The 20,180-nt window shown below is 67.3% G+C and carries 16 protein-coding genes and 1 rRNA gene; 9 read left to right on the top strand and 8 right to left on the bottom strand.

What is annotated here, in order from left to right; genetic code table 11:
* The first annotated feature begins 32 nt into the window (after positions 1-32).
* On the top strand, positions 33-1,898 hold the full coding sequence (locus tag E8A12_RS01655; RefSeq protein ID WP_293366014.1) for an alkyl sulfatase dimerization domain-containing protein: 1,866 nt from the start codon (positions 33-35) through the stop codon (positions 1,896-1,898).
* Positions 1,899-1,941: 43 nt separating this feature from the next.
* Positions 1,942-2,181, top strand: coding sequence for a DUF2188 domain-containing protein (locus E8A12_RS01660; protein WP_293366015.1), 240 nt, complete (start codon positions 1,942-1,944; stop codon positions 2,179-2,181).
* Here E8A12_RS01660 and E8A12_RS01665 read toward each other — a convergent pair.
* From E8A12_RS01665 to E8A12_RS01680, 4 genes are all read right to left on the bottom strand, one after another.
* On the bottom strand, positions 2,178-3,668 hold the full coding sequence (locus E8A12_RS01665; RefSeq protein ID WP_293366016.1) for an MFS transporter: 1,491 nt from the start codon (positions 3,666-3,668) through the stop codon (positions 2,178-2,180). The genes E8A12_RS01660 and E8A12_RS01665 overlap by 4 nt on opposite strands.
* Positions 3,665-4,120: a MarR family transcriptional regulator gene (locus E8A12_RS01670; protein ID WP_293366017.1), complete on the bottom strand. Its 456-nt coding sequence runs from the start codon at positions 4,118-4,120 to the stop codon at positions 3,665-3,667. The genes E8A12_RS01665 and E8A12_RS01670 overlap by 4 nt, the downstream gene beginning before the upstream one ends.
* Before the next feature lie 82 nt (positions 4,121-4,202).
* The gene (locus E8A12_RS01675) at positions 4,203-4,634 is read right to left on the bottom strand and encodes a hypothetical protein (protein WP_293366018.1); all 432 of its coding nucleotides are present in this window, start codon (positions 4,632-4,634) and stop codon (positions 4,203-4,205) included.
* A 139-nt stretch (positions 4,635-4,773) separates the two neighbouring features.
* A complete protein-coding gene (locus E8A12_RS01680; protein ID WP_293366019.1) occupies positions 4,774-5,538 on the bottom strand; it encodes a PhoH family protein in 765 nt (254 codons plus the stop codon).
* Positions 5,539-5,853: 315 nt separating this feature from the next.
* Here E8A12_RS01680 and E8A12_RS01685 point away from each other — a divergent pair, with 315 nt between their 5' ends.
* The 3 genes from E8A12_RS01685 to E8A12_RS01695 all read left to right on the top strand — a co-directional run bounded on the left by E8A12_RS01685 (position 5,854) and on the right by E8A12_RS01695 (position 8,942).
* Positions 5,854-6,381, top strand: coding sequence for a gamma carbonic anhydrase family protein (locus E8A12_RS01685; RefSeq protein WP_293366020.1), 528 nt, complete (start codon positions 5,854-5,856; stop codon positions 6,379-6,381).
* Positions 6,382-6,405: 24 nt separating this feature from the next.
* Positions 6,406-7,188, top strand: a complete 783-nt coding sequence (locus E8A12_RS01690) for an enoyl-CoA hydratase-related protein (protein ID WP_293366021.1) — start codon at positions 6,406-6,408, stop codon at positions 7,186-7,188.
* Between the two features lie 95 nt (positions 7,189-7,283).
* Complete coding sequence (locus E8A12_RS01695; RefSeq protein ID WP_293366022.1) at positions 7,284-8,942, top strand: choline dehydrogenase; 1,659 nt, start codon at positions 7,284-7,286, stop codon at positions 8,940-8,942.
* 44 nt (positions 8,943-8,986) lie between these two features.
* Here E8A12_RS01695 and E8A12_RS01700 read toward each other — a convergent pair whose 3' ends face one another.
* From E8A12_RS01700 to E8A12_RS01710, 3 genes are all read right to left on the bottom strand, one after another.
* A complete protein-coding gene (locus tag E8A12_RS01700) occupies positions 8,987-11,104 on the bottom strand; it encodes an HAD-IIIC family phosphatase (RefSeq protein ID WP_293366023.1) in 2,118 nt (705 codons plus the stop codon).
* Between the two features lie 55 nt (positions 11,105-11,159).
* Positions 11,160-12,221, bottom strand: coding sequence for a 2OG-Fe(II) oxygenase (locus E8A12_RS01705; RefSeq protein WP_293366024.1), 1,062 nt, complete (start codon positions 12,219-12,221; stop codon positions 11,160-11,162).
* 77 nt (positions 12,222-12,298) lie between these two features.
* Positions 12,299-15,262 (bottom strand): insulinase family protein, encoded by a 2,964-nt coding sequence (locus E8A12_RS01710; protein ID WP_293366025.1) that lies wholly within the window; start codon positions 15,260-15,262, stop codon positions 12,299-12,301.
* A gap of 119 nt (positions 15,263-15,381) precedes the next feature.
* On the opposite strand from E8A12_RS01710, the gene E8A12_RS01715 reads away from it, so the two are divergent.
* From E8A12_RS01715 to E8A12_RS01725, 3 genes are all read left to right on the top strand, one after another.
* Positions 15,382-16,095, top strand: a complete 714-nt coding sequence (locus tag E8A12_RS01715) for a rhomboid family intramembrane serine protease (protein WP_293366026.1) — start codon at positions 15,382-15,384, stop codon at positions 16,093-16,095.
* Positions 16,096-16,193: 98 nt separating this feature from the next.
* Positions 16,194-17,750, top strand: a complete 1,557-nt coding sequence (locus E8A12_RS01720; protein ID WP_293366027.1) for an alkaline phosphatase family protein — start codon at positions 16,194-16,196, stop codon at positions 17,748-17,750.
* A 93-nt stretch (positions 17,751-17,843) separates the two neighbouring features.
* Positions 17,844-18,272, top strand: coding sequence for a CBS domain-containing protein (locus tag E8A12_RS01725; RefSeq protein WP_293366028.1), 429 nt, complete (start codon positions 17,844-17,846; stop codon positions 18,270-18,272).
* On the opposite strand, the gene E8A12_RS01730 is transcribed toward E8A12_RS01725, so the two are convergent.
* Positions 18,254-18,700, bottom strand: a complete 447-nt coding sequence (locus E8A12_RS01730; RefSeq protein WP_293366029.1) for an Rrf2 family transcriptional regulator — start codon at positions 18,698-18,700, stop codon at positions 18,254-18,256. The genes E8A12_RS01725 and E8A12_RS01730 overlap by 19 nt on opposite strands.
* Positions 18,701-19,370: 670 nt before the next feature.
* Here E8A12_RS01730 and E8A12_RS01735 point away from each other — a divergent pair.
* A 16S ribosomal RNA gene (locus E8A12_RS01735) occupies positions 19,371-20,180 on the top strand; the annotation flags it as partial.

Raw genomic sequence — 20,180 nt, forward strand, 5'->3', positions numbered from 1 at the left:
TGCTAAGGCTGGGCCGGGGAGGACCACGCAAGATGGACCAACGCAAGGACGCCACGGCGGCCACCATGGCGGCGCACGCCGCGCTGGCGGCCAGCCTGCCGGCGGATGACGGGTCGGACTTCGAGAAGGCCGAGCGGGGCTTCATCGGCACCATTCCGAACGCCGACGTCCCCGGCGCCTGGAGCATGGCGCCCTTTGCTTTCCTGAACGGCGATCGGCCGGACACCGTCAATCCGAGCCTCTGGCGGCAGGCGAAGCTCAACGCCCTGCATGGGCTCTTCGAAGTCGGCCGCGGCGTCTATCAGGTGCGCGGCTTCGACATTTCCAACATCACCTTCATCGAGGGCGAGCGGGGGTACGTCATCATCGACCCGCTGACCTCGGCCCAGCCGGCGGCGGCGGCGCTGAAGCTGATGCGCGAACACCGCGGCGACAAGCCGGTGACTGGCGTGATCTACACCCACAGCCACGTCGACCATTACGGCGGCGTCCGCGGCGTGCTCAGCGACGAGGATATCGCCGGGGGCATGCAGATCGTGGCGCCGGAGGGTTTCCTGAAGGCGGCGGTCAGCGAGAACGTCATGGCCGGCAACGCCATGGGCCGGCGCGCGACCTACATGTACGGCGCGACCCTGATGAAGGACGCCAAGGGCCACGTGGACTCCGGCCTCGGCAAGACCGTGTCCATGGGCCAAGTGAGCCTGGTCCCGCCAACGGTGAGCATCAGCCGAACCGGCGAGCGGCTGACCATCGACGGTGTGGAGATCGTCTTCCAGGTGACGCCGGACACCGAGGCGCCGGCGGAGATGAACTTCTTCTTTCCCCAGTTCGGCGCGCTTTGCATGGCGGAGAACTGCACCTGCCATCTGCACAACATCTACACGCCACGCGGGGCGCAGGTGCGCGACGCGCGGGCTTGGAGCCACTACATCAACGAGGCCGTCGAGATGTTCGCCGGCGACACCGAGGTGCTGTTCGCCAGCCACCACTGGCCCCGCTGGGGTTCCGGCGAGGCGGCGCGGTTCCTGCGCCAGCAGCGCGACCTCTACAAATACATCCACGATCAGGTGCTGCGGATGGCCAACCATGGCCTGACGCCGACGGAGATCGCCGAAGGACTCGCCCTACCGCCGTCCCTGGCGGCGGAGTGGCACACGCGCGGCTACTACGGGACGCTCAATCACAACGCCAAGGCGGTCTACCAGCGCTACCTGGGCTGGTTTGACGGCAATCCCGCCAATCTGCACAGGCTGCCGCCGACAGAGGCGGGCGCCCGTTACGTCGAACTCGCGGGCGGCGCGGAGGCGCTGCTGGCCAAGGCGCAGGCGGCCTATGGGCGCGGCGAGTACCGCTGGGTGGCCGAGCTGGTGAACCACCTTGTGTTCGCCGATCCAGCCAATGCGGAGGCCCGCGCGCTGCAGGCCGATGCGCTGGAGCAGATGGGCTATCAGGCCGAGAGCGGGCCCTGGCGGGCCTTCTACCTGACCGGGGCTCAGGAGCTGCGCAACCCGCGGCCGAAGTCGGAGACGCCGCGGCAAGGGGCGGCCGGGCAACTGCGCTCGCTGCCGGCCGACGACCTCTTGGAAAGCCTGTCGGTGCGACTGAACGGGGTCAGCGCCGGTGAGGCGGGCGATCTTGCTCTGACGGTGGTCTTCACCGACACGGGAGAGAACTTCGCGGTCAGCCTCTCGAACGCGGTGCTGCATCATGAGGCGGGCGAGGGCGGTCCGGGAGTGTCGCTGACCCGCCCCGTTCTGATCGCCCTGGTGATCGGCGAGACGACGCTGGAGGCCGCGCTGGCGGACGGCAAGGTCTCGGGCGACGGCGCGACGGTCCTGGGCCAGCTCCTGCCGCTGCTGGACCGCTTCGATTTCTGGTTCGAGATTGTCGCGCCATGACGGACGGGCCATGTAGGGCGCGGAGCTTCGCTGGAGATCTGAGATGAGCCACGTCACCTATCACATCGTGCAGCACGACGGCGGCTGGGCCTATCAGGTCGATGGCGCCTATTCGGAGACCTTTCCGAGTCACGACGCGGCGCGGAAGGCGGCGCGGCGCGCGGCGGGCGAACAGCGGGTCGCCGGCGACACGCACGGCATCGTCTACGAGGACGCGGGCGGCCAGTGGCGTGAGGAGATGTCCGACGGCCAGGACAGGCCCTGGACGGACGTCGAGGGCTAGGCGGCCTTCGCGAGACCGCGGTTGTTCATCTCGTCGCCGGCGTTGGCCGGCAGGCGGTAGAACCAGTAGAGCGACACCAGGGTGACCGCGCCGATGATGGCGAAGGCCGGGGCGACCGAGGCGCCGGTCAGGTGGGTGTCGCCGCGCCGGACCATCAGGAAATGCACCAGGGTCGCGGCCACGCCGACGCTGACCGACTGCATGAATTGCTGGGCCATCGAGGCCGTGGTGGTGCCGCGGCTCATCTGGGCCTGCTCCAGGTCGGCGTAGGCCATGCCGTTCAGACTGGTGAACTGCAGCGAGCGGAAGAAGCCGCCAACGGCCAGCGTCACCATGATGATCCAGTGCGGCGTGTCGATGCGGAAGAAAGCGTAGATCATGTAGGTCGCCGCGCAGATGAACCCGTTGACGATCAGCACCGAGCGAAAGCCGAAACGGCGCAGGATCGGCGGGGCGGTGGTCTTCATCACCAAGGCCCCGACGGCGGAGATGAAGGTCATCAGGCCCGCGGCGAAGGCGCTCATGCCGAAGCCCACCTGCAGCAGCATGGCCAGCAGGAACGGCGTGGCGCCCGGGACCAGGCGGAAGAAGGCGCCGCCCAGCACCGACGCCCGGAAGGTCGCGATCCGGAAGATGGCGAGGTCAATGATGGCGTGCGGGTTGTTGCGCGCGTGCGCCCAATAGAGCCCCAGACAGGCGAAGCCGCCGGCGAACAGGCCCGCGACGCCAAGGGGCGGCATGCCGCTGCGACCGAGGTTCTCGAAGCCGAAGATCAGGCCCGCCAGACCGAAGCCGGTGAGGAAGATGCCCGGCCAGTCGATGGGCGAGACCTTCTGTTCCTTCACGTTCGGGATAAATACGTAGACCAGGACGACGCCGGCCAAGGCGATCGGCAGGTTCAGGTAGAAAATATAACGCCAGCTCGCGAAGGTGACGATCGCGCCGCCCAGCACAGGTCCGACGACGGGCCCCAGGAGCGCTGGCATGGTGACGACGGACATGGCTCCCACGAGTTCGTTCTTGGGCGTGGTGCGCAGCAGCACCAGACGACCGACAGGCCCCATCATGGCGCCGGCGCAGCCTTGGGCGAGGCGGGCAAGGATCAGTTCCGGCAGGTTGTTGGCGAAGCCGCAGGCCGCGGAGGTCAGCGCGTAGGAGACCATCGCCACCATGAAGATCTTCTTGGCCCCGAACCGGTCGGCCATCCAGCCGGAGATCGGCAGGAACACCGCCGAGGCCAGCAGGTACATGGTGATCGCCAGGTTCAGGCTGAGCGGCTCGACATGCATGGCCTTGGCCATCGAGGGCAGGGCGTTGTTGATCGAGGTGGCGTTCAGCGTCTGCATCATCAGGGCCATCCCGATGATCGCCGGGATCACCCAGCCGCGCAGGGTCGCGTCGCGGCCCTCGTTGAGGACGGCCGCCGCGTCGGCGCCGCCTTCGTCGAGGACGTCGTCGACCAGGACCTCTTCGGCGCGGGTGCTCACGCTTCGCTCGTGAGCTTGAGGAGCGGGCCGGCGGCCTTGGCGAGGCGGGCGCGCTCCTCCGGCGTCAGGCTGGAAAGGCGCGCGGCCAGCCAGTCGTTGCGGTGGCGCTGTGCGGCGGCGTGCTGCCGCAGGCCCGCGGGCGTCACCGTGAGCCCCTGACGGCGTCCGTCGTCGGCGTGGCCCGCGCGGGCGATCCAGCCGGCGCCTTCCAGGCGCTTGATGTGGCTGGACATGGTGGGGCGCGAGATCTGCTCGAAGTCGGCGAGCTCGGAGACGCCGGCGCCCGGATTCTTCTTCAGATAGCCGAGGATCAGGGTCTCCTGTGACGAGAGTCCCGATTTCAGCCCGGCCTGGCGCAGCTTGCGCGAGACCCGCAGCAGCGGGCCGCGGAGCAGTTCGGCGAGGCCGAGCACGTCATCGGTTTCGGGAAGGTCGGCCGCGGCGCCGGGCATGCTAGCTGCACCATATAGTTAGGTCGTCGAACTATCTATACGGAGTTGCGCCGAGGCGATCAAGCGCAGCATATCGGCCCGCTTAGGGGCGCTCGAGAAGCTGGTCGGTGAGGTTGAACGCGTCAGGCCGGTTAATCATCATCTTGAATTCGGCGCGGCGCGGACCAGTGACCTTGAAGCTCGCGTGGATCTTGCCGCCCTTCGGCGTGGCGAACGCGTCAGGGCCGACGCGGTCGAGGGTTACGGTCTCGCCCTTGGCGCGTCCGACAGCCTTGGGGGGCACAGTGACCACCAGCTTGCCCAACGGTCCGGCGGAGACCTGGTAGTCCATGTCAGGCTGGTTCTTGTCGGTGATCCAGCGTCCCATGACATCGCTGTCCTTGGCGGCCGCGGCGACGTGGCTGGGCAGGGCCGCGAGCAGTAGGATCACCGACAGGAGCGCGGTCGCATCCCAAGCGATGCGCACGATGATCCTGTTCGGTGCGACGGCGGCGCGGGCTTTTACCTGCTGCATGGGGCTCCCTCGTTGGAGGGACTATCCGCCCCGGCGCCGGTTCCAGGCAAATTAACTCGCGTTCACGCCTGTCTGCCGCGGGGAGACGGAGAACGGACGGTCGCTGAAACGACCGCCCGCCATCTCGTGCGTCGGGCGCCTACAGAACCCCCAGCATTTCAGCCACCAGCGGGTGGCGGACGATGTCGCGATCGGCAAGGCGGACAACGGCGATGTTGGGGAGGGTGGAGAGCTTCTCGGCGACGGTCCTGAGACCCGAGAACTCCGGCAGCAGGTCCGACTGGTCGGGGTCGCCGGTGACCACCATGGTCGAGTGCCAGCCCAGGCGGGTCAGCAGCATCTTCAGCTGGGTGTAGGTGCAGTTCTGCGCCTCGTCGATCACCACGAAGGCGTTGTTCAGCGTGCGGCCGCGCATGAAGCCGACCGGGGCGATCTCGATGGCGCCCTCGGCCATCAGGGCGCGGACCCGCTTCATCGACAGGCGGTCGGAGAGCGCGTCGTAGAGCGGGCGCAGATAGGGGGCGAGCTTGTCCTCGGCGTCGCCGGGCAGGAAGCCGATGCTCTCGCCGGCTTCGACGGCGGGGCGCGACAGCACGATGCGGCCGACCGAGCCGGCCTCCAGGGCCTCGACGGCCTTGGCGATGGCGAGGTAGGTCTTGCCGGTGCCAGCCGGGCCAAGCGCCATCACCAGGTTCTTGGCGTCGATGGCGTCGATAAGTTCCTGCTGGCCGGGGGACTTGGCCTTGATGGTCTTGACGTAGCTCTGTTCTCGGTCGTCGTTGTGATGCGCCAGCGGAGACCAACCCCTGTCGACCGGGAGCCTGCGGATTTTATCGTCGCCCTCGAATTGGCCGGCGTCGAACGCGCCTTCGCGCAGCTGTCGCTTCAGGGCTCGCTTGCTCATCAAAAGCCTCCGTCGGGGCAAGAAAAAAGGGCGTCTCCGCAATGGAGCGCCCTTGGATGGTCGGGGATGAATCGAAGCAGGCGGCGTGCGAGGCCCGGGGGCTCTTCCCAGGATGCCGGTCCGGATCCGAAGATCCGAGGAGACAACACACTCAGCGCCATCAACTCCGTCCAGCGCGAGACACGGGACCGATGGTTCGGCCCGCAGCGAGCTCCGTGAGGGCTATCGCCCCCTCGAATCGCCCAACTAGAATGAGGGTAGCTTGGTTTCCAGAGTCTTAAACAGGCGGATTGTCGCAAGAAACGGGGTGTGCTGATGAGTGTCTACAACTTGGGCAATGTGACACCTGAATTACCGAACGATGACGAATACTGGATTGCGCCCAGCGCATCCGTTATGGGCCGAGTGATTCTCAAGAAGAACGCCTCCGTCTGGTGGAACGCAACTCTGCGTGGTGACAACGACCCGATCACCGTCGGCGAGGGTTCCAATGTGCAGGATGGCTCGGTGCTGCACACCGACACCGGCTCGCCCCTGATCATCGGGGCCAATGTGACGGTCGGGCACATGGTGATGCTGCACGGCTGCACGATCGGCGACAATTCGCTGGTGGGGATCGGGTCGATCATCCTGAACGGCGCCAGGATCGGGAAGAACTGCCTGATCGGGGCCAACTGCCTGATCACCGAGGGCAAGGAGATTCCTGACAACTCGCTCGTCATGGGCGCACCCGGCAAGGTGGCGCGTGAAATCAGTCCGCAGCAGGCGATGATGCTGGCCGCCGGCTCGGCCCACTACGTGGAGAACTGGAAGCGCTACCGACGAGAGCTTAGGGAGATGTGAGGCAACAAGAAGCAGGAGGACGCCATGGCCTATGAATTCGTGCAGGTGGAGCGGGAAGGCCCGCTGACGATCGTCACCCTCAACCGCCCGGAGGTGATGAACGCGCTGCATTCGCCGGCGCACTTCGAGCTTGCGGAGGTGTTCGACGCCTTCGCCGCCGACCCCGAGCAATGGGTGGCTATCGTCACGGGGGCCGGCGAGCGGGCGTTTTCGGCCGGCAACGACCTGAAGCATCAGGCCGGCGGCGGCCGGATGGGCAACCCGCCGTCGGGGTTCGCCGGCCTGACCACGCGCTTCGACCTGACAAAGCCGCTGATCGCGGCGGTGAACGGGGTGGCGATGGGCGGCGGCTTCGAGATCGCGCTGGCCTGCGACATCATCGTGGCCGCAGATACCGCCGCCTTCGCCCTGCCGGAGCCTCGGGTGGGGCTGGCGGCCCTGGCCGGCGGCCTGCACCGGCTGCCGCGCGCCATCGGGACCAAACAGGCCATGGGCATGATTCTGACCGGACGCCGTGTGCTGGCCTCGGAAGGCCGCGACCTGGGCTTCGTCAACGAGGTGGTCGCGCCGGGCGAGCTGATGGCTGCGGCGCGCCGCTGGGCTGGACAGATCATGGAGCTGTCGCCGATGTCGATCCGGGCGTCGAAGGAGGCGGTGTACCAGGGCCTCGACGAGCCCAGCCTGGAGGCGGCCATGAAGGGGCAGCGCGACTATCCGGCCATCAAGGCGCTGGTCGGGAGCGAGGACTTCGTGGAGGGGCCGCTGGCGTTCTCGCAAAAGCGCGCGCCCGCGTGGAAAGGGCGCTAGGCGCTCCGCGTCTTCCGTCGCCCTTGCCACAAGATGACGCCTGCGTCAGGTTCGCCGCCAACGAACCAAAACTCAGGGACGCGCGCGGGAAGTCTATGGATCGCTACGACTACATCATCATCGGCGCCGGCTCGGCGGGCTGCGTATTGGCCAACCGGCTGACCGAGGACGCGGACAAGACGGTCCTGTTGCTGGAGGCAGGCGGCCAGGACAAGTCGCTGATGATCAAGATGCCGGCCGGCGTCGGCGGCCTGATCGGCAAGGTGGGGCCTGCGAACTGGGGCTTCTGGACGGAGCCGGAGCCGAACCTCAACGACCGCAAGCTCTGGTGGCCGCGGGGCAAGGGCTGGGGCGGCTCGTCCTCGATCAACGGCATGATCTATATCCGCGGCCACGCCCGCGACTACGACCAGTGGCGACAGATGGGCCTTTCAGGGTGGGGCTATGCCGACGTGCTGCCCTATTTCAAGAAGTCCGAGGCGCTTGAGGGCGGCGCCGACGCCTGGCATGGCGGCGAGGGCCCGCTGAAGGTGACCAGGGCGCCGTCGGTCAATCCGGTCTACCAGGCCACGATCCAGGCGGGAGGCGAGGCGGGCCATCCGCTGACTCACGATTTCAACGGCTTCCAGCAGGAGGGTTTCGGGCCCTATCAGCTGACCATCAGCGACGGCGTGCGATGGAGCGCGGCGCGGGGCTACCTGCACCCGGTGCTGGACCGGCCGAACCTCACCTGCCTGACCGGGGTACGCACGACGCGCATCATCGTCGAGGACGGCCGGGCCACCGGCGTCGAGATCTATGACGAGAAGACCAAGGCCAGGCGGATCGTCGGGGCCGACGCCGAGGTGCTGCTGTGCGCTGGCGCGGTGCAGTCGCCGCATATCCTGCAGCTCTCAGGCATCGGCGATCCGGAGGAACTGGCTTCGCACGGGATCAAGGTGGTGAAGGCGCTGAAGGGCGTCGGCGCCAATCTGCAGGACCACCTGGACGTCTGCCTTAGCTGGATCTGCCCCAAACCGATCACGCTCTATTCCATGCGCAAGGGCCTCCTGAAGACCCTGGGCATCGGCCTGAACTACATGCTGTTCGGCAAGGGGCTCGGGCGGACGCAGGGGCTCGAGAGCGGCGCCTTCCTGCGCTCGCGCCCCGATCTCGACCGGCCGGACCTGCAGGTCCACACGGTGCTGGCGATCATGCAGGACCACGGCAAGGTCTCGGTGCCGAAGGATGGCTTCACCTTCCACGTCTGCCAGTTGCGGCCGGAGAGCCGTGGACGGATCGGCCTGAAGTCGGCGGACCCGCTGGCCGATCCGGCGATCTTCGCCAACTACCTGGCCGCCGAGGAAGACCGCCGCGCGCTCCGCGAAGGGGTGAAGATGATGCGCAAGGTGGCGGCGCAATCGGCGCTGGCGCCCTACATCACCGAGGAATATGCGCCGGGCTCGGCGGTGCAGACCGACGCGGAAATCGACGCCTGGATCAAGAAGACGGGCGAGACGATTTATCATCCGGTCGGCACCTGCCGAATGGGCGCCGCGGGCGATCCGATGGCGGTGGTCGACGCCGATTGCCGCGTGCAGGGGATCTCAGGGCTTCGCGTGGTGGACGCCTCGGTCATGCCGACCCTGGTTGGCGGCAATACCAATGCGCCGACCATCATGATCGCCGAGAAGATCGCCGACGCGATCCGGGGGCGGGCCTTCCTGCCGGCGCAAGACGCGCCGGTCTATGGGGACGGGAAGGCTGCAGCGTAACCTCAGCCCGATTGTCCCGGCGAACGCCGGGACGGTCGGGGGTGCTAGTGGGCGAGCGCCTTGCGCCAGGTCTGGCCGTCCTGGCTGAAGCCGTTGTCGGCGTAGAGGTGGCGGACGGGGCCGTTGCGCGGGGTCTCGAGGATCTGGCCCAGGACCTCTGAGCAGCGGTCGGCCAGGGCGTCGAGGATGAAGCCCAGGAATTGGTGCTCGACCTTCAGGCCGATCACTCGGCAGCTCATGGCGAAGGCGGCGATCTCCGAGCCCTCGACGACAGCGGCGGCCACCAGGCCGTAGTCGCCGAACTTGTCTTCGCAGTGGGCGATGAAGACGTTTCCGGCTTCGGTGTGGCGGGCCAGTTCCGCTTCCGAAAACGTGCGCCCGGTGGTGTTGAACTGGGTCGTGCGCTGGAAGAGCTCGGCGACGCGGGTCAGGGTGGCCCCATCCGCGGGGCGCTCGAAGGTCGTGACCACGCCCAGCGAGGTCAAGAAGCCCTCGCCGTCGCTGGCGTCGGCGCGCTGGCGATCGCGGCCCAGTTGGGCTTTCACCAGGTCCGTGCGCGCGGCGCTCTCCTCGGTCAGCTTCAGAACCTGGAAGCGCGGGTCGGCGAGCAGGATGCGGCGCAGCGCGAAGGGGTCCTCGCCCAGAACGTCGACCTGCGGCAGGGCCAGGCGCACGCGCTCACGCTCCACGGGGTGGTCGTCGATGAACACGAAGGCGTCGAGCGCGAAGCCCAGTTCCTCGGCGATCGAGGCGATGTTGGAGGGTTTGTCCTCCCAATTCACCCGCCAGGTGACGAAGTCGTCGGGGGTGAGCAGGCGATCCAGCGGATAGTGGTCGGGGTATTTCCAGAGTTCGCGGACCAGGGCCTCGTCGTTCTTGCTGACGCAGGCCAGAAGAATGCCGCGGCGTTTCAGGGCCTTCAGGGCCTCGTGGAAGCCGAAATAGAGGCCGATGTAGGAGTTGTGGCCGCTGATCTCCGGCGTCCAGGCGAACGGCGCGCCGGTCTCGGCCAGGACCCCCGGCCAGAGCGTGCCGTCGAGGTCGAGGATCACACACTTCTTGCGGCCCAGGCCCATGACCACGGCCAGGAGGTCCATGTGAGCGCGCGCGACGAGGGCCTCGCGGCGATAGAGGTCGGGGCCGACCAGGGCCTCCAGCCGGGCGGTGTCGGGGAAGATGCCGTGGACGGCCTGCAGCTCGACCGACGGCCGTTGCAGCATCCAGCCCGGCGAGCCGAAGTGGGTGAAGCCGACGAGGCCGTCGTCCAACAGGCGACCGGTGCCCTCCGCAGCCAGCGCGGCGGCCACGTCGACGACGTAGACCCCGCCATATTGGTCGGCCAGCGCCTCCAGACCCTGGTTGATGGCGCGGAAGCGCGCGCGGTGGCCGCCGGGACCGCGGTCGGCGAGGCCAAGGGGCTGGACGGTGGGTTCGGGCAGGCCGTCGATCAGGATGGGCGCGTCGCTGACCGCGCGCAGGCCCTCGATCACCTGGCGGGCCTCGGCGAGATATAGCGCGGCCGGATCACCGCCGTGGTCGGCCACCGAACCTTTGGCCACCAGATGCCGCGAGCGCAGGGCGCCGATGAAAATGGCCTGGTGCGGCCGCTCGGCGGCGAGGCGAAGATCGTCCGGGAAGCTCGCGGCGACCCGCAGGTCGACGTCACGGGTGGCGGCCTCGCGGCGCAGGAAGTCGGCCTCCATCTGCAGGTCGCAGTCGCCGAACAGCAGCACGTCCCAGCGATGGGTCTTGGCGCCGCCGAGGTCGCCGGCGCCGAGGGCGGCGGTCACCGACCAGTAGGGATTGGCGCCTTCGCCGGCACGGCGGCGCAGCTGGTCCAGCGCCTCGCCCGGATCGCGGCCGTGCAGTTCGGTGAGCTTTTCGGCCACCGCGGCGGCTTCGCCGGCGGCGTCCTGGTCGGTGAGCACGCCGCGCTCCATCAGGCTGGCCAGGCAACCGGCCAGGGTGTCGACATCGATGGTCAGTGTGGCCCGCAGTTCCGCCAAGTCGCCGGGCATGTCCCGGGGGGTCTCGAACCAGGCGACGATGCCCGCCACCTCGGCGTCCACCACCAGGCGCAGGTGGCTCATGGCGTGGACGATCAGCACGCGGTCTTCGCCGAGTGGAGTCAGGTGGACGTAGGTCGACCGGCGAATCAGCATCGGGCGGGGCTCCGGGAACGTGCGGTGACGCTAGGGCCCGAGACCTGCTTGATGGTTAAGACGCGATAGCTTTCTGGCTCTCGATCCAGGCGTCGAGCTTGGCCTGCGCCGCGGCGCTGCCCAGGAAGGAGAGCAGGACATAGCGGCTGCCCCTGGTCACCGGCGCGGCCTCGTGCAGCAGCGAGGCTGAAAAGACCACGGCTCCGCCGGCCGGCGGGTTGTAGCGGTGGTCGTCAAATTCCGGGAACAGGATCTCGCCACCCTCGTACTCATCGGTGTTCAGGTTGAGCGAGAGGGCGAACTCCCGGAAGGCGGTGTGCGGGGCGGCGTTGTCACGGTGGCGCTTGAAATAGCCGCCGGTGTCGTCATAGCGGGCGATCAGGACGCGATCGGCGAAGGCCATGTCGGTCTGGAAGGCGCGCTTGATCTCCGGGATCACCCGCTTGGCCAGGAGCTCGATCACTTCGCCGTACAGGGCCGTGCCGGGCGCCAGCTCGGTGTCGCGGCGCTTCTTCTTGTCCTCGTCGAGCTTGGCGTAGGCGGCGCCGTCCTTGAAGGAAGCCATAACGCCGGCTTCGTGCGGTGAGGCCTCGAAGTGGTCGATCAGCGCGCGGCAAAGCTCCGGCGGCGCGATGTTGGGGATGATCAGCACCGGGGCGGTCGAGGCGCGGATCTGCGAGGGCTCGGCGTGGATGCGCCGGGCGACGGCGCCCAGCCAGGCGGCGATGTCACTGGTCTCACTGAGCGCGACGATATCCACCACCCGGCCGCTGCGATCGATGAGCACGCCGGCGGCGGCCCCTCCGACGTCGGCCAACTCGACGCCGGCGCCGTTGGTCACATAGAGGAGGTCGTCGCGGACCTGGGGATCGGCCGCGAAGCGGCCGGTGAAGTCGGGGGATGCCGGCGCCAGCGGGACCACGTCGACACCGGCGGCCTGGAAGAGCGTTGCAGAGGCGCGCAGGTGGTCCAGCAGGCGCGCGGCGGCCTCAGGCTGCAGGACGCCAAGGGCGACGACGACCACCGGACGGCCCGCCTGGGCGTCCAAAGAGAAGAAGCGGCCTGACGCCGCGGCGCCCAGCACGACGGGCGCACGGTCTCCAATCGAAAACGGCAAGGCGCTGGCTCCCATCCCCGGAGCATCCAGCGTCAGGGTGAATCAGGGCTTACGAATTTCTCATTCCCTGCGAATCGTCACGGGAGCGAGACCGGCATTGAGGGTTGAACCGAGCGGTACGGGCCTGCCTGGGTTTGGGCGACCTTGTCCTTGCCCTCGGGTTCGACCTCAAGCCGGTAGGCCTTGTCGTCCCTCAGCACCAGCTGGGCGGCGTGCTTCACGTCGGCGGCGGTGATCTTCTCGGTGCCGGGGATGATGTGGCGGATGAAGTCGAGCCGCCGCGGATCGGCCTGGGCGCCGGAAAGCTCCGAAAGCCAGTACTGGTTGGTGACCTGCGACTTTTCGATCTTGTCGATCCGCGGCTTCTTGGCGCGTTCCAGTTCGTCAGGCGTGACGTCCTTGGTGCGCAGGTCGTCGGCGATCTTCCCGACGTCGCGGAAGAAGCCGTCGAGCTTGGAAGGGGGCACCTCGACGCTGGCGGCCAGATAGCCCCAGCCGGTCCAGGTCAGGCTGTGGGTGTAGCTGACCGAGGGCGAATAGGTGACGCCTTGCGCCTCGCGCAGTTCGTCGATCAGCCGCAGGTCCATGACCTCGCCCAGCACATCGTTTTCCAGCGCCTGTTGCGGGTTGGCCCAGAGGTCGTTGGTGGGCCAGGCTACGTAGCCGATCGACTGGTCGGCGCGGCCCTTGTGGGTGAGCAGCACCGGCTTGGCCGTGGCGGCCGGGAAGCCGACCGCCTTCTGGGCGGCGGGCACCGGCTCGGCCGCGCGGCGTGCGGGGAGGGAGCCGAAGGTGCGGGCGACCGCCTCGATGGCCTTGTCCACCGTCACGTCGCCGACGATCACCACCTCGATGGGATCGTTGGCCATGTGCGGGGCGATCTGGGCCTGCAGGTCAGCAAGCTGGGCCTTGGCGATGTCGTCGCGGCTGGGGAAGGTGAAGCGGCGGTCGCCGGCGTGAAGCAGGCCGGAGAGCTCGCGGCCCATCACTCCGCCGTCGGTGCCCTCCATCTGGTCATGGACGGTCTTGCCGGCGGTCTGCTGACGCTTGAACGCCTCGCTGCGCCAGCCGGGATCGGCCACGTAGGCGGTGAGCAACTGCATCTGGGTGGCCAAGTCGTCGGTCCGCGTCGAGCCGGACAGCACGAAGGCGTCCTCGCCGACGCCGAAGCGGGCGGCGTAGACCTTGGAGGCCAGGACGCGTTCGGTGTCCTCGCTGTCGATCTGCTTCAGGCCGCCCTCGATGAAGGCGTTGCCGAACCAGGCGAGGCTCTGGCGGTCCTTGGGCAGGTCCTGCAGGCCGTCGCCGACGTTGACGCGGACCAGCACCTCGTCGTCGCGGAACTTGGTCGGTTTCACGGTCAGGCGCACGCCGTTCTCGAAACGGACGAAGACGGTGTCGAGGTCGGTGACATCCTTGGTCTCGGCGACCTTGCCGGGTTCGCCAAAGCTGGCGTAGGGCCAGGTCGCCTCGTGCGGCGCGCTCGGCGCGGCCACGGCCATCTTCTGGGCCGAGGCGTATTCCGCCAGGATGGCGGGCTCCCCGCCCGGAATGGACTTGGGCGAGGCCATGAACACCAGGGGACCCTGGCCGGCGAAGGCGCTTTTCAGCGCCTCGGAGACGGTGTCGGCCTTCAGCCCCTTCACGGTGGCTTCGAGGAACGCCAGGTCGTCGGCCGGGCTGGTGACCACTTCCTGGTCGGACAGCGAACCCACGATCTCGTCGGCGATCTGCGAGGGGCGGCGAGTGGCCACGCCGGACAGCGCCGCCTGGGCGCTGGCGCGCTCCTCGGCGATCTCGCGGTCGAGCTCGTCCTGGCGCACGCCAAAACGCACGGCGCGGCGTTCCTCCTGGTCGACGGCCGCAAGCGCCGTGCGCCAACCGTCGGGTGACGACACCAGGTTCAGCATTGTGACCTCGGCCGAGTGGCCCTGGTCGGCCTTGAATGCCACGGCGCCCAGGAACGGCGGCTGCGGCGAACGCGCCAGCGCCGACAGCCGGCGGTTCAGCACCGAGAAGCCGAGTTGCTCAATCAGGTCGCTGCGGCGCTTGGCCAGACGATCGGCGCGCAGGTCTGGCGCGCGCACCCAGGCCACCTGGAGGCTGAGCGGTGAGCCCGGCTGGACGATCACCTTGGCCTCGGTCTTGCGATCGATCACCTTTCCGAGGTCGGGCTCGAGGCCGGCGGGGCCCACGGCCTTCCAATCGCCGAACCGGGCTTTGATCTTGGCCTCCATGGCCGCGGGATCGAAGTCGCCCACGGCGACCAGCACGGCGCGTTCCGGGCGGTAGTAGTGGTGATAGAAGTCGGCGATCAGGCTGGCCGGCGCCTGCTGAATGACATCGACCTTGCCGATCGGCAGACGCGTCGGCATGCGCTCGCCGGGCAGCAGGAAGCCGAGGCGCTGCTTGAACACCTGATAGGCGGGGCTGTCGCTGGCGCGCTCCTCAGACAGGACGACGCCGCGTTCGCGGTTGAGGGAGTCGGGAGCGATGGTCAGGTTCGAGGCGGCCTCGCGCAACAACATCAGCGAGGTGTCGACCGTGTCGTCGTCGGTCTTGGGCAGGTCGAGCTTGTAGACGGTCTGGTCGAACTCAGTCTGGGCGTTGGTGTCGGCGCCGAAGGCCAGGCCGTGCCGTTCGAGGATCTTGACCATCTCGCCTTCGGGCACGTTCTTCGAGCCGTTGAAGGCCATGTGTTCGAGGAAGTGGGCCAGGCCCTGCTGGGAGTCGGTCTCCATCAGGGAGCCCGCGTCGAAGCGCAGCCGCAACGCCGCCTGGCCGGGCGGGATGGCCTGGCGCTTGATTGCATAGCGCATGCCGTTGGGCAGCGAACCGAAGCGGATGTCAGGGTCGGGGCGCACGTCGGAGTGGGCTTGCGGCCACTCGCCCGGCGGCAGCTTTTCCATCGCAGGGCCGCCGCTGGAGCCGGGCAGGCTGATCTTCGGCAGATGCGGCAGGCCTATCGCCTGGGCGAAGCTGGGCGCGGTGAGGGACAGAATGGCGGCGAGGGCGGCGCCCGCGCGCAGGGAACGGATCATAGAAATGTCCTGAAGGCGTCCGGAAATGGCAGAGGCTGCACCATCGCCAAGCGAAGTGGCGGCGGCAAGGCAAGAAGGGGGCAGTGTCGCAACTGCGACAAACCGCCTAAATGAGGCCGATGACTGAATCACGTTTCGAAGAGACGCCGCCGCAACCTCCGCAATGGCCGCCGGGACCTGAACCGCAGCCAGCGCAGGAAGAACGCGGACGCGAGCCGGTGTTCAACGCACCCTGGCAGGCCGTGGCGGTCGTGGTCCTGATCGTCGGTGGCTATGCGGTGCAGACCCTTTTCCCGGTCGACGCCATCCTGGCGGCCTACGCCTTCGCGCCGGTCAATCTGGCGCCGGGACGCTGGGAGACGGTGATCACCTCGATCTTCCTGCATGGCGGCTGGGCGCACGCGATGATGAACGGCGCCTTCGCGCTGGCCTTCTCAGCTCCGCTGGCGCGGCTGTTCGGGCCGAAGCTGGAGGGGGCGCTGCTGTTCTTCGGCTTCTATGTGCTGACCGGGGTGCTGGCCAATCTGGGCTATGCGGCGCTGCACCCAGGCGGCCATGTGCTGATCGTGGGCGCCTCGGGCGCGGTCTCGGGCCTGATGGGCGCCGCGGCGCGGCTGATCGGCGGGGAGGGCCGCGTCGGGCCGATGTTCTCCAAGCCAGTGCTGGCCATGGGCGGCGCGTGGCTGGCGATCAACCTGATCATCGCCCTGGTCGGCGGCTGGTTCCTGCCGGGGGCAGGCAATGCGGGCGTCGCCTGGGAGGCCCACATCGCCGGCTTCGCTGTAGGCGTGCTGCTGATCGGCCCGTTCGCACGGCTGGCGCCGAAGGCCTGACGTCAAGGGTTCGCATTTCCGGTGCATCCCCTTGACCCGGCCTGCGGGCTCTGTCCCGCTCCGTCACGGGCAGGCCGGTCCGGGCCAGGGGAGGGACGATGAAGCGGTTTCTGGCTTCGGCATTGGCGGCGTCGATGGCCATGGCGTGGCTCGCCGTCGCCGGCCCGGCCGCTGCTGCGGGAAAGCCGGATAGCGGCCTTTCCAACCTCAAGCACATCATTGTCATCTTCCAGGAGAACCGCTCCTTCGATCACTATTTCGGGGTGCTGCCCTATGCGCCGGGCTCGCCCTATCGCCAGGGCCGGCCGTGCGCGGCCACGGACCATGCCTGCGTCGACGGGTTGAAGTGCCGGCAGTCGGCGGATGGGGCGCTGACCTGCGACGACTGGAACGCCCATGCCGACGGGCGGAAGGTCCACGCTTTCCACGCGGCCAACCGCTGCATCGCGCCCGATCTGGACCACGAGTGGCAGGGCAGCCACCGCGACGCCAACTTCGCCCATCCGGAGCGGTCGCTCACCGACCCCAGGAACGACGGCTTCGTGATGCAGAACGACATCATGGCGCCGGACACCCACCGGACGGGCCCCGCCGACGGCGGCCGCGCCATGGCGTTCTACACCCAGGCCGACATTCCCTTTTACTATGACGTGGCGGAGAAGTTCGCGATCAGCGACCGCTATTTCGGCTCCCTCCTCGGCGCCAGCGACCCGAACCACGCCTTCCACCTGACCGGCAGTTTCTTCGGCCACATCACCGACGAGGAGGTCTCCCCGCCGGCCGGTGGCTACCGGCCGCCGCAGGGCACGATCTACGACCTGCTGAGCGCCGCCCACGTGGACTGGGCCGAGTCCTTCCAGGATGTGCCGGAGGGGCTGGCCTACCTGCGTCTCGGCGACCCGCACTTCATCACGCACGCCGATCTCCTGGATCGGCTGAAGGGCGCCCCGGGCGCCAAGGACCTGCCGTCGGTGGTCTGGGTCAACGCGCGCAAGGGCTACTTCCAGCACAATTCCAACAGCGACGAGCATCCCTCCAGCGACATCCAGCGCGGCCAGGCCTGGGTGTCGGAGCTGCTCAATGACCTGCGCCGCGGGCCCTACTGGAAGGATAGCGCGGTGCTGATCACCTACGACGAGGCCGGCGGCTTCTATGACCACGTCAAGCCGCCGCCGGCGCCGCAGGGCGGCAAGCGCACCCCGGACGGGCTGAACCCGGGCGACTGCGCCGACGGCCCGCTCGTGCCGGCGGCCGCGAAAAAGGGTGGCGGCGTGGTCTGCGCGCGGGAACGCAAGATCGGCACGACCTATGACGAGATTCTGGGGATCTGCCCGCAGTACGATCCGGCCAAGCCCTATCCGGCCGCCTGTCCCAACTTCGACCAGCTTGGGTTCCGCGCGCCGCTGATGGTGATCTCGCCCTTCGCCAAGAAGGCTTATGTGTCGCACCGGATCGCCGATCACACCTCGATGCTGGCCTTGATCGAGAAGCGATTCCTGACCGGGTCCGACGGCGCGACCCAGCACCTTACGGCGCGCGACGCCCATGCATGGACGCTGGAGGACATGTTCGATTTCCGGACCTCGCCCTCGCTGAACACGAACCTTGCACCACCGGCGCCGGCGCCGGCGGTGGACTGCACGCCCAAGGCCTAGACCGCCGAGGCCTCACGCGGGCGTGCATTGTGTGGAACGCTATTCGGCGCGACGCTGTTCTCAACAACAAGAAGAGAAAGCGAGGAACGTCCGATGCTTGTCTCCCAAATCCTGCGCTCGAAGGGCGATAGCGTCTTCACCATCGCCCCCACAGAGACCATCGCGGCGGTGGCGGCGCTGCTGAATTCCAGAAAGGTCGGCGCGCTGGTGGTGCTCGACGCCGAACAGGTCGTCGGCATCGTCTCGGAGCGTGACGTGGTGCGCGCACTTGCCAACGGCGGCGCGGCTGCGCTTGGACGGCCGGTCTCCGGCGTCATGACGAAGGACGTCCTCTTCGCCCAGCCGGGCGAGACGGTCGATTCGCTGCTCGGCCGCATGACCGACCGGCGGATCCGGCACCTGCCGGTCTGCGAAAAGGAGCGGCTCGTCGGCATCGTCTCGATCGGCGACCTGGTAAAGTCGAAGATCAGCGAGGTCGAGGCCGAGGCCGACGGGCTAAAGGCCTATATCGCCGCCAGCTGAACGATCGGACCGCTGCTGGCGGCCACGGCGGCCTCCAGACTATAGGCCTCAAGGACCTCGGCGGTGGCGTCGCGGGCCCGCGCCAGCGCCTCGCGCAGCGCGCAGGCCGCCAGGTCCGGGCAATCGTCGCACTTACGCAGGCCGAGTCGCGGGCTCACGCAGGGGGCCAGCGCCAAGGGGCCGTCCACCACGCGGATCACCTCGGCGAAGCTGATCTCCGCCGGTGCGCGCGCCAGGAGGTAGCCGCCGAACTTGCCGCGCCGGCTGGTGACCAGGTGCTGGCGCGACAGCTCCAGAAGAATCGCCTCCAGGAATTTGCGCGGAGCGTCGGCTCGTAGCGCCAGCTCGCCCGCGGTCAGTTGCGCGCCGTCGGCGCGGGCCAGCTCCACGAGCGCCCGCAGCGCGTACTTCGCCTTTTGCGACAACATTCCCGATGGCTCCGTTCGGCGTCCTTCATAGGCCCCGCGCACGGGGCGGCAAGGGGCGGGGCCGTGTGACGGACCCATGAAATTCATTCCGCTCAAAGACGGCGATTGACAGTCAGGGGGGCGACCCCTAGATACCGCCTCCCGCTCGGGCGGGGCCTAACCGGAGTGGTTCGAAGGGGGAGAAATTCCCCTTGCAATTCCCCTCTAGATGGGTATTTTCCCGAGCCTCAATCGAATCGCTACCGACTGTATGAGGGTTGCCCCTCGGCGGCCCGGTGTGGTTTTTGCGCTTTTTTCTGGGAGACCTTCGGGACTTTCAGAGGTTTGCGGAAAAGTCCGAAAGGACTGATTGACACCAAAGAGGTCGGCCACTAGATAGCCGCCTCCGCCGGCCACCGGCGCTAAACAGTGGGGCGGGCGAAAGCCAGTCGGGTCTTTGACATCGTTGAATTGGAAAGAGAAACGCAGGCGGCGGTGTCCTGGCGGTTACCCTAACCAGGTAACCTCGACACTGACGAAATCTGCGGTCTCTTGAAGACACACCATGAATATCAATTCCCTTGGGCTTCGGCCTCGGGGCATCGATGTGAATGGGAACTCGTCAAGAACTAAAGATGACTATGCCAGTCAGTATCTTCGGATACTGAGGACGCTAGGTCAGTGCTCAACTCAACCTGAGAGTTTGATCCTGGCTCAGAGCGAACGCTGGCGGCAGGCCTAATACATGCAAGTCGAGCGCACCTTCGGGTGAGCGGCGGACGGGTGAGTAACGCGTGGGAATATGCCCTTTGGTACGGAACAACTGAGGGAAACTTCAGCTAATACCGTATGTGCCCTTCGGGGGAAAGATTTATCGCCATTGGAGTAGCCCGCGTTGGATTAGCTAGTTGGTAGGGTAAAGGCCTACCAAGGCTACGATCCATAGCTGGTCTGAGAGGATGATCAGCCACATTGGGACTGAGACACGGCCCAAACTCCTACGGGAGGCAGCAGTAGGGAATCTTGCGCAATGGGCGAAAGCCTGACGCAGCCATGCCGCGTGAATGATGAAGGTCTTAGGATTGTAAAATTCTTTCACCGGGGAAGATAATGACGGTACCCGGAGAAGAAGCCCCGGCTAACTTCGTGCCAGCAGCCGCGGTAATACGAAGGGGGCTAGCGTTGCTCGGAATTACTGGGCGTAAAGGGCGCGTAGGCGGATATTTAAGTTAGAGGTGAAAGCCCAGGGCTCAACCCTGGAACAGCCTTTAATACTGGATATCTTGAGTTCGGGAGAGGTGAGTGGAACTCCGAGTGTAGAGGTGAAATTCGTAGATATTCGGAAGAACACCAGTGGCGAAGGCGACTCACTGGCCCGATACTGACGCTGAGGCGCGAAAGCGTGGGGAGCAAACAGGATTAGATACCCTGGTAGTCCACGCTGTAAACGATGAGTGCTAGTTGTCGGCATGCATGCATGTCGGTGACGCAGCTAACGCAT

The sequence above is a fragment of the Phenylobacterium sp. genome (assembly GCF_004799395.1).
Taxonomy (GTDB): domain Bacteria; phylum Pseudomonadota; class Alphaproteobacteria; order Caulobacterales; family Caulobacteraceae; genus Phenylobacterium.

Bases quoted from the DNA above. Each gene is read 5' to 3' on its own strand.
- E8A12_RS01655 (WP_293366014.1), top strand. From the start codon at position 33: ATGGACCAACGCAAGGACGCCACGGCGGCCACCATGGCGGCGCACGCC.
- E8A12_RS01660 (WP_293366015.1), top strand. From the start codon at position 1,942: ATGAGCCACGTCACCTATCACATCGTGCAGCACGACGGCGGCTGGGCC.
- E8A12_RS01670 (WP_293366017.1), bottom strand. From the start codon at position 4,120: ATGCCCGGCGCCGCGGCCGACCTTCCCGAAACCGATGACGTGCTCGGC.
- E8A12_RS01675 (WP_293366018.1), bottom strand. From the start codon at position 4,634: ATGCAGCAGGTAAAAGCCCGCGCCGCCGTCGCACCGAACAGGATCATC.
- E8A12_RS01680 (WP_293366019.1), bottom strand. From the start codon at position 5,538: ATGAGCAAGCGAGCCCTGAAGCGACAGCTGCGCGAAGGCGCGTTCGAC.
- E8A12_RS01685 (WP_293366020.1), top strand. From the start codon at position 5,854: ATGAGTGTCTACAACTTGGGCAATGTGACACCTGAATTACCGAACGAT.
- E8A12_RS01690 (WP_293366021.1), top strand. From the start codon at position 6,406: ATGGCCTATGAATTCGTGCAGGTGGAGCGGGAAGGCCCGCTGACGATC.
- E8A12_RS01695 (WP_293366022.1), top strand. From the start codon at position 7,284: ATGGATCGCTACGACTACATCATCATCGGCGCCGGCTCGGCGGGCTGC.
- E8A12_RS01700 (WP_293366023.1), bottom strand. From the start codon at position 11,104: ATGCTGATTCGCCGGTCGACCTACGTCCACCTGACTCCACTCGGCGAA.
- E8A12_RS01710 (WP_293366025.1), bottom strand. From the start codon at position 15,262: ATGATCCGTTCCCTGCGCGCGGGCGCCGCCCTCGCCGCCATTCTGTCC.
- E8A12_RS01715 (WP_293366026.1), top strand. From the start codon at position 15,382: ATGACTGAATCACGTTTCGAAGAGACGCCGCCGCAACCTCCGCAATGG.
- E8A12_RS01720 (WP_293366027.1), top strand. From the start codon at position 16,194: ATGAAGCGGTTTCTGGCTTCGGCATTGGCGGCGTCGATGGCCATGGCG.
- E8A12_RS01725 (WP_293366028.1), top strand. From the start codon at position 17,844: ATGCTTGTCTCCCAAATCCTGCGCTCGAAGGGCGATAGCGTCTTCACC.
- E8A12_RS01730 (WP_293366029.1), bottom strand. From the start codon at position 18,700: ATGTTGTCGCAAAAGGCGAAGTACGCGCTGCGGGCGCTCGTGGAGCTG.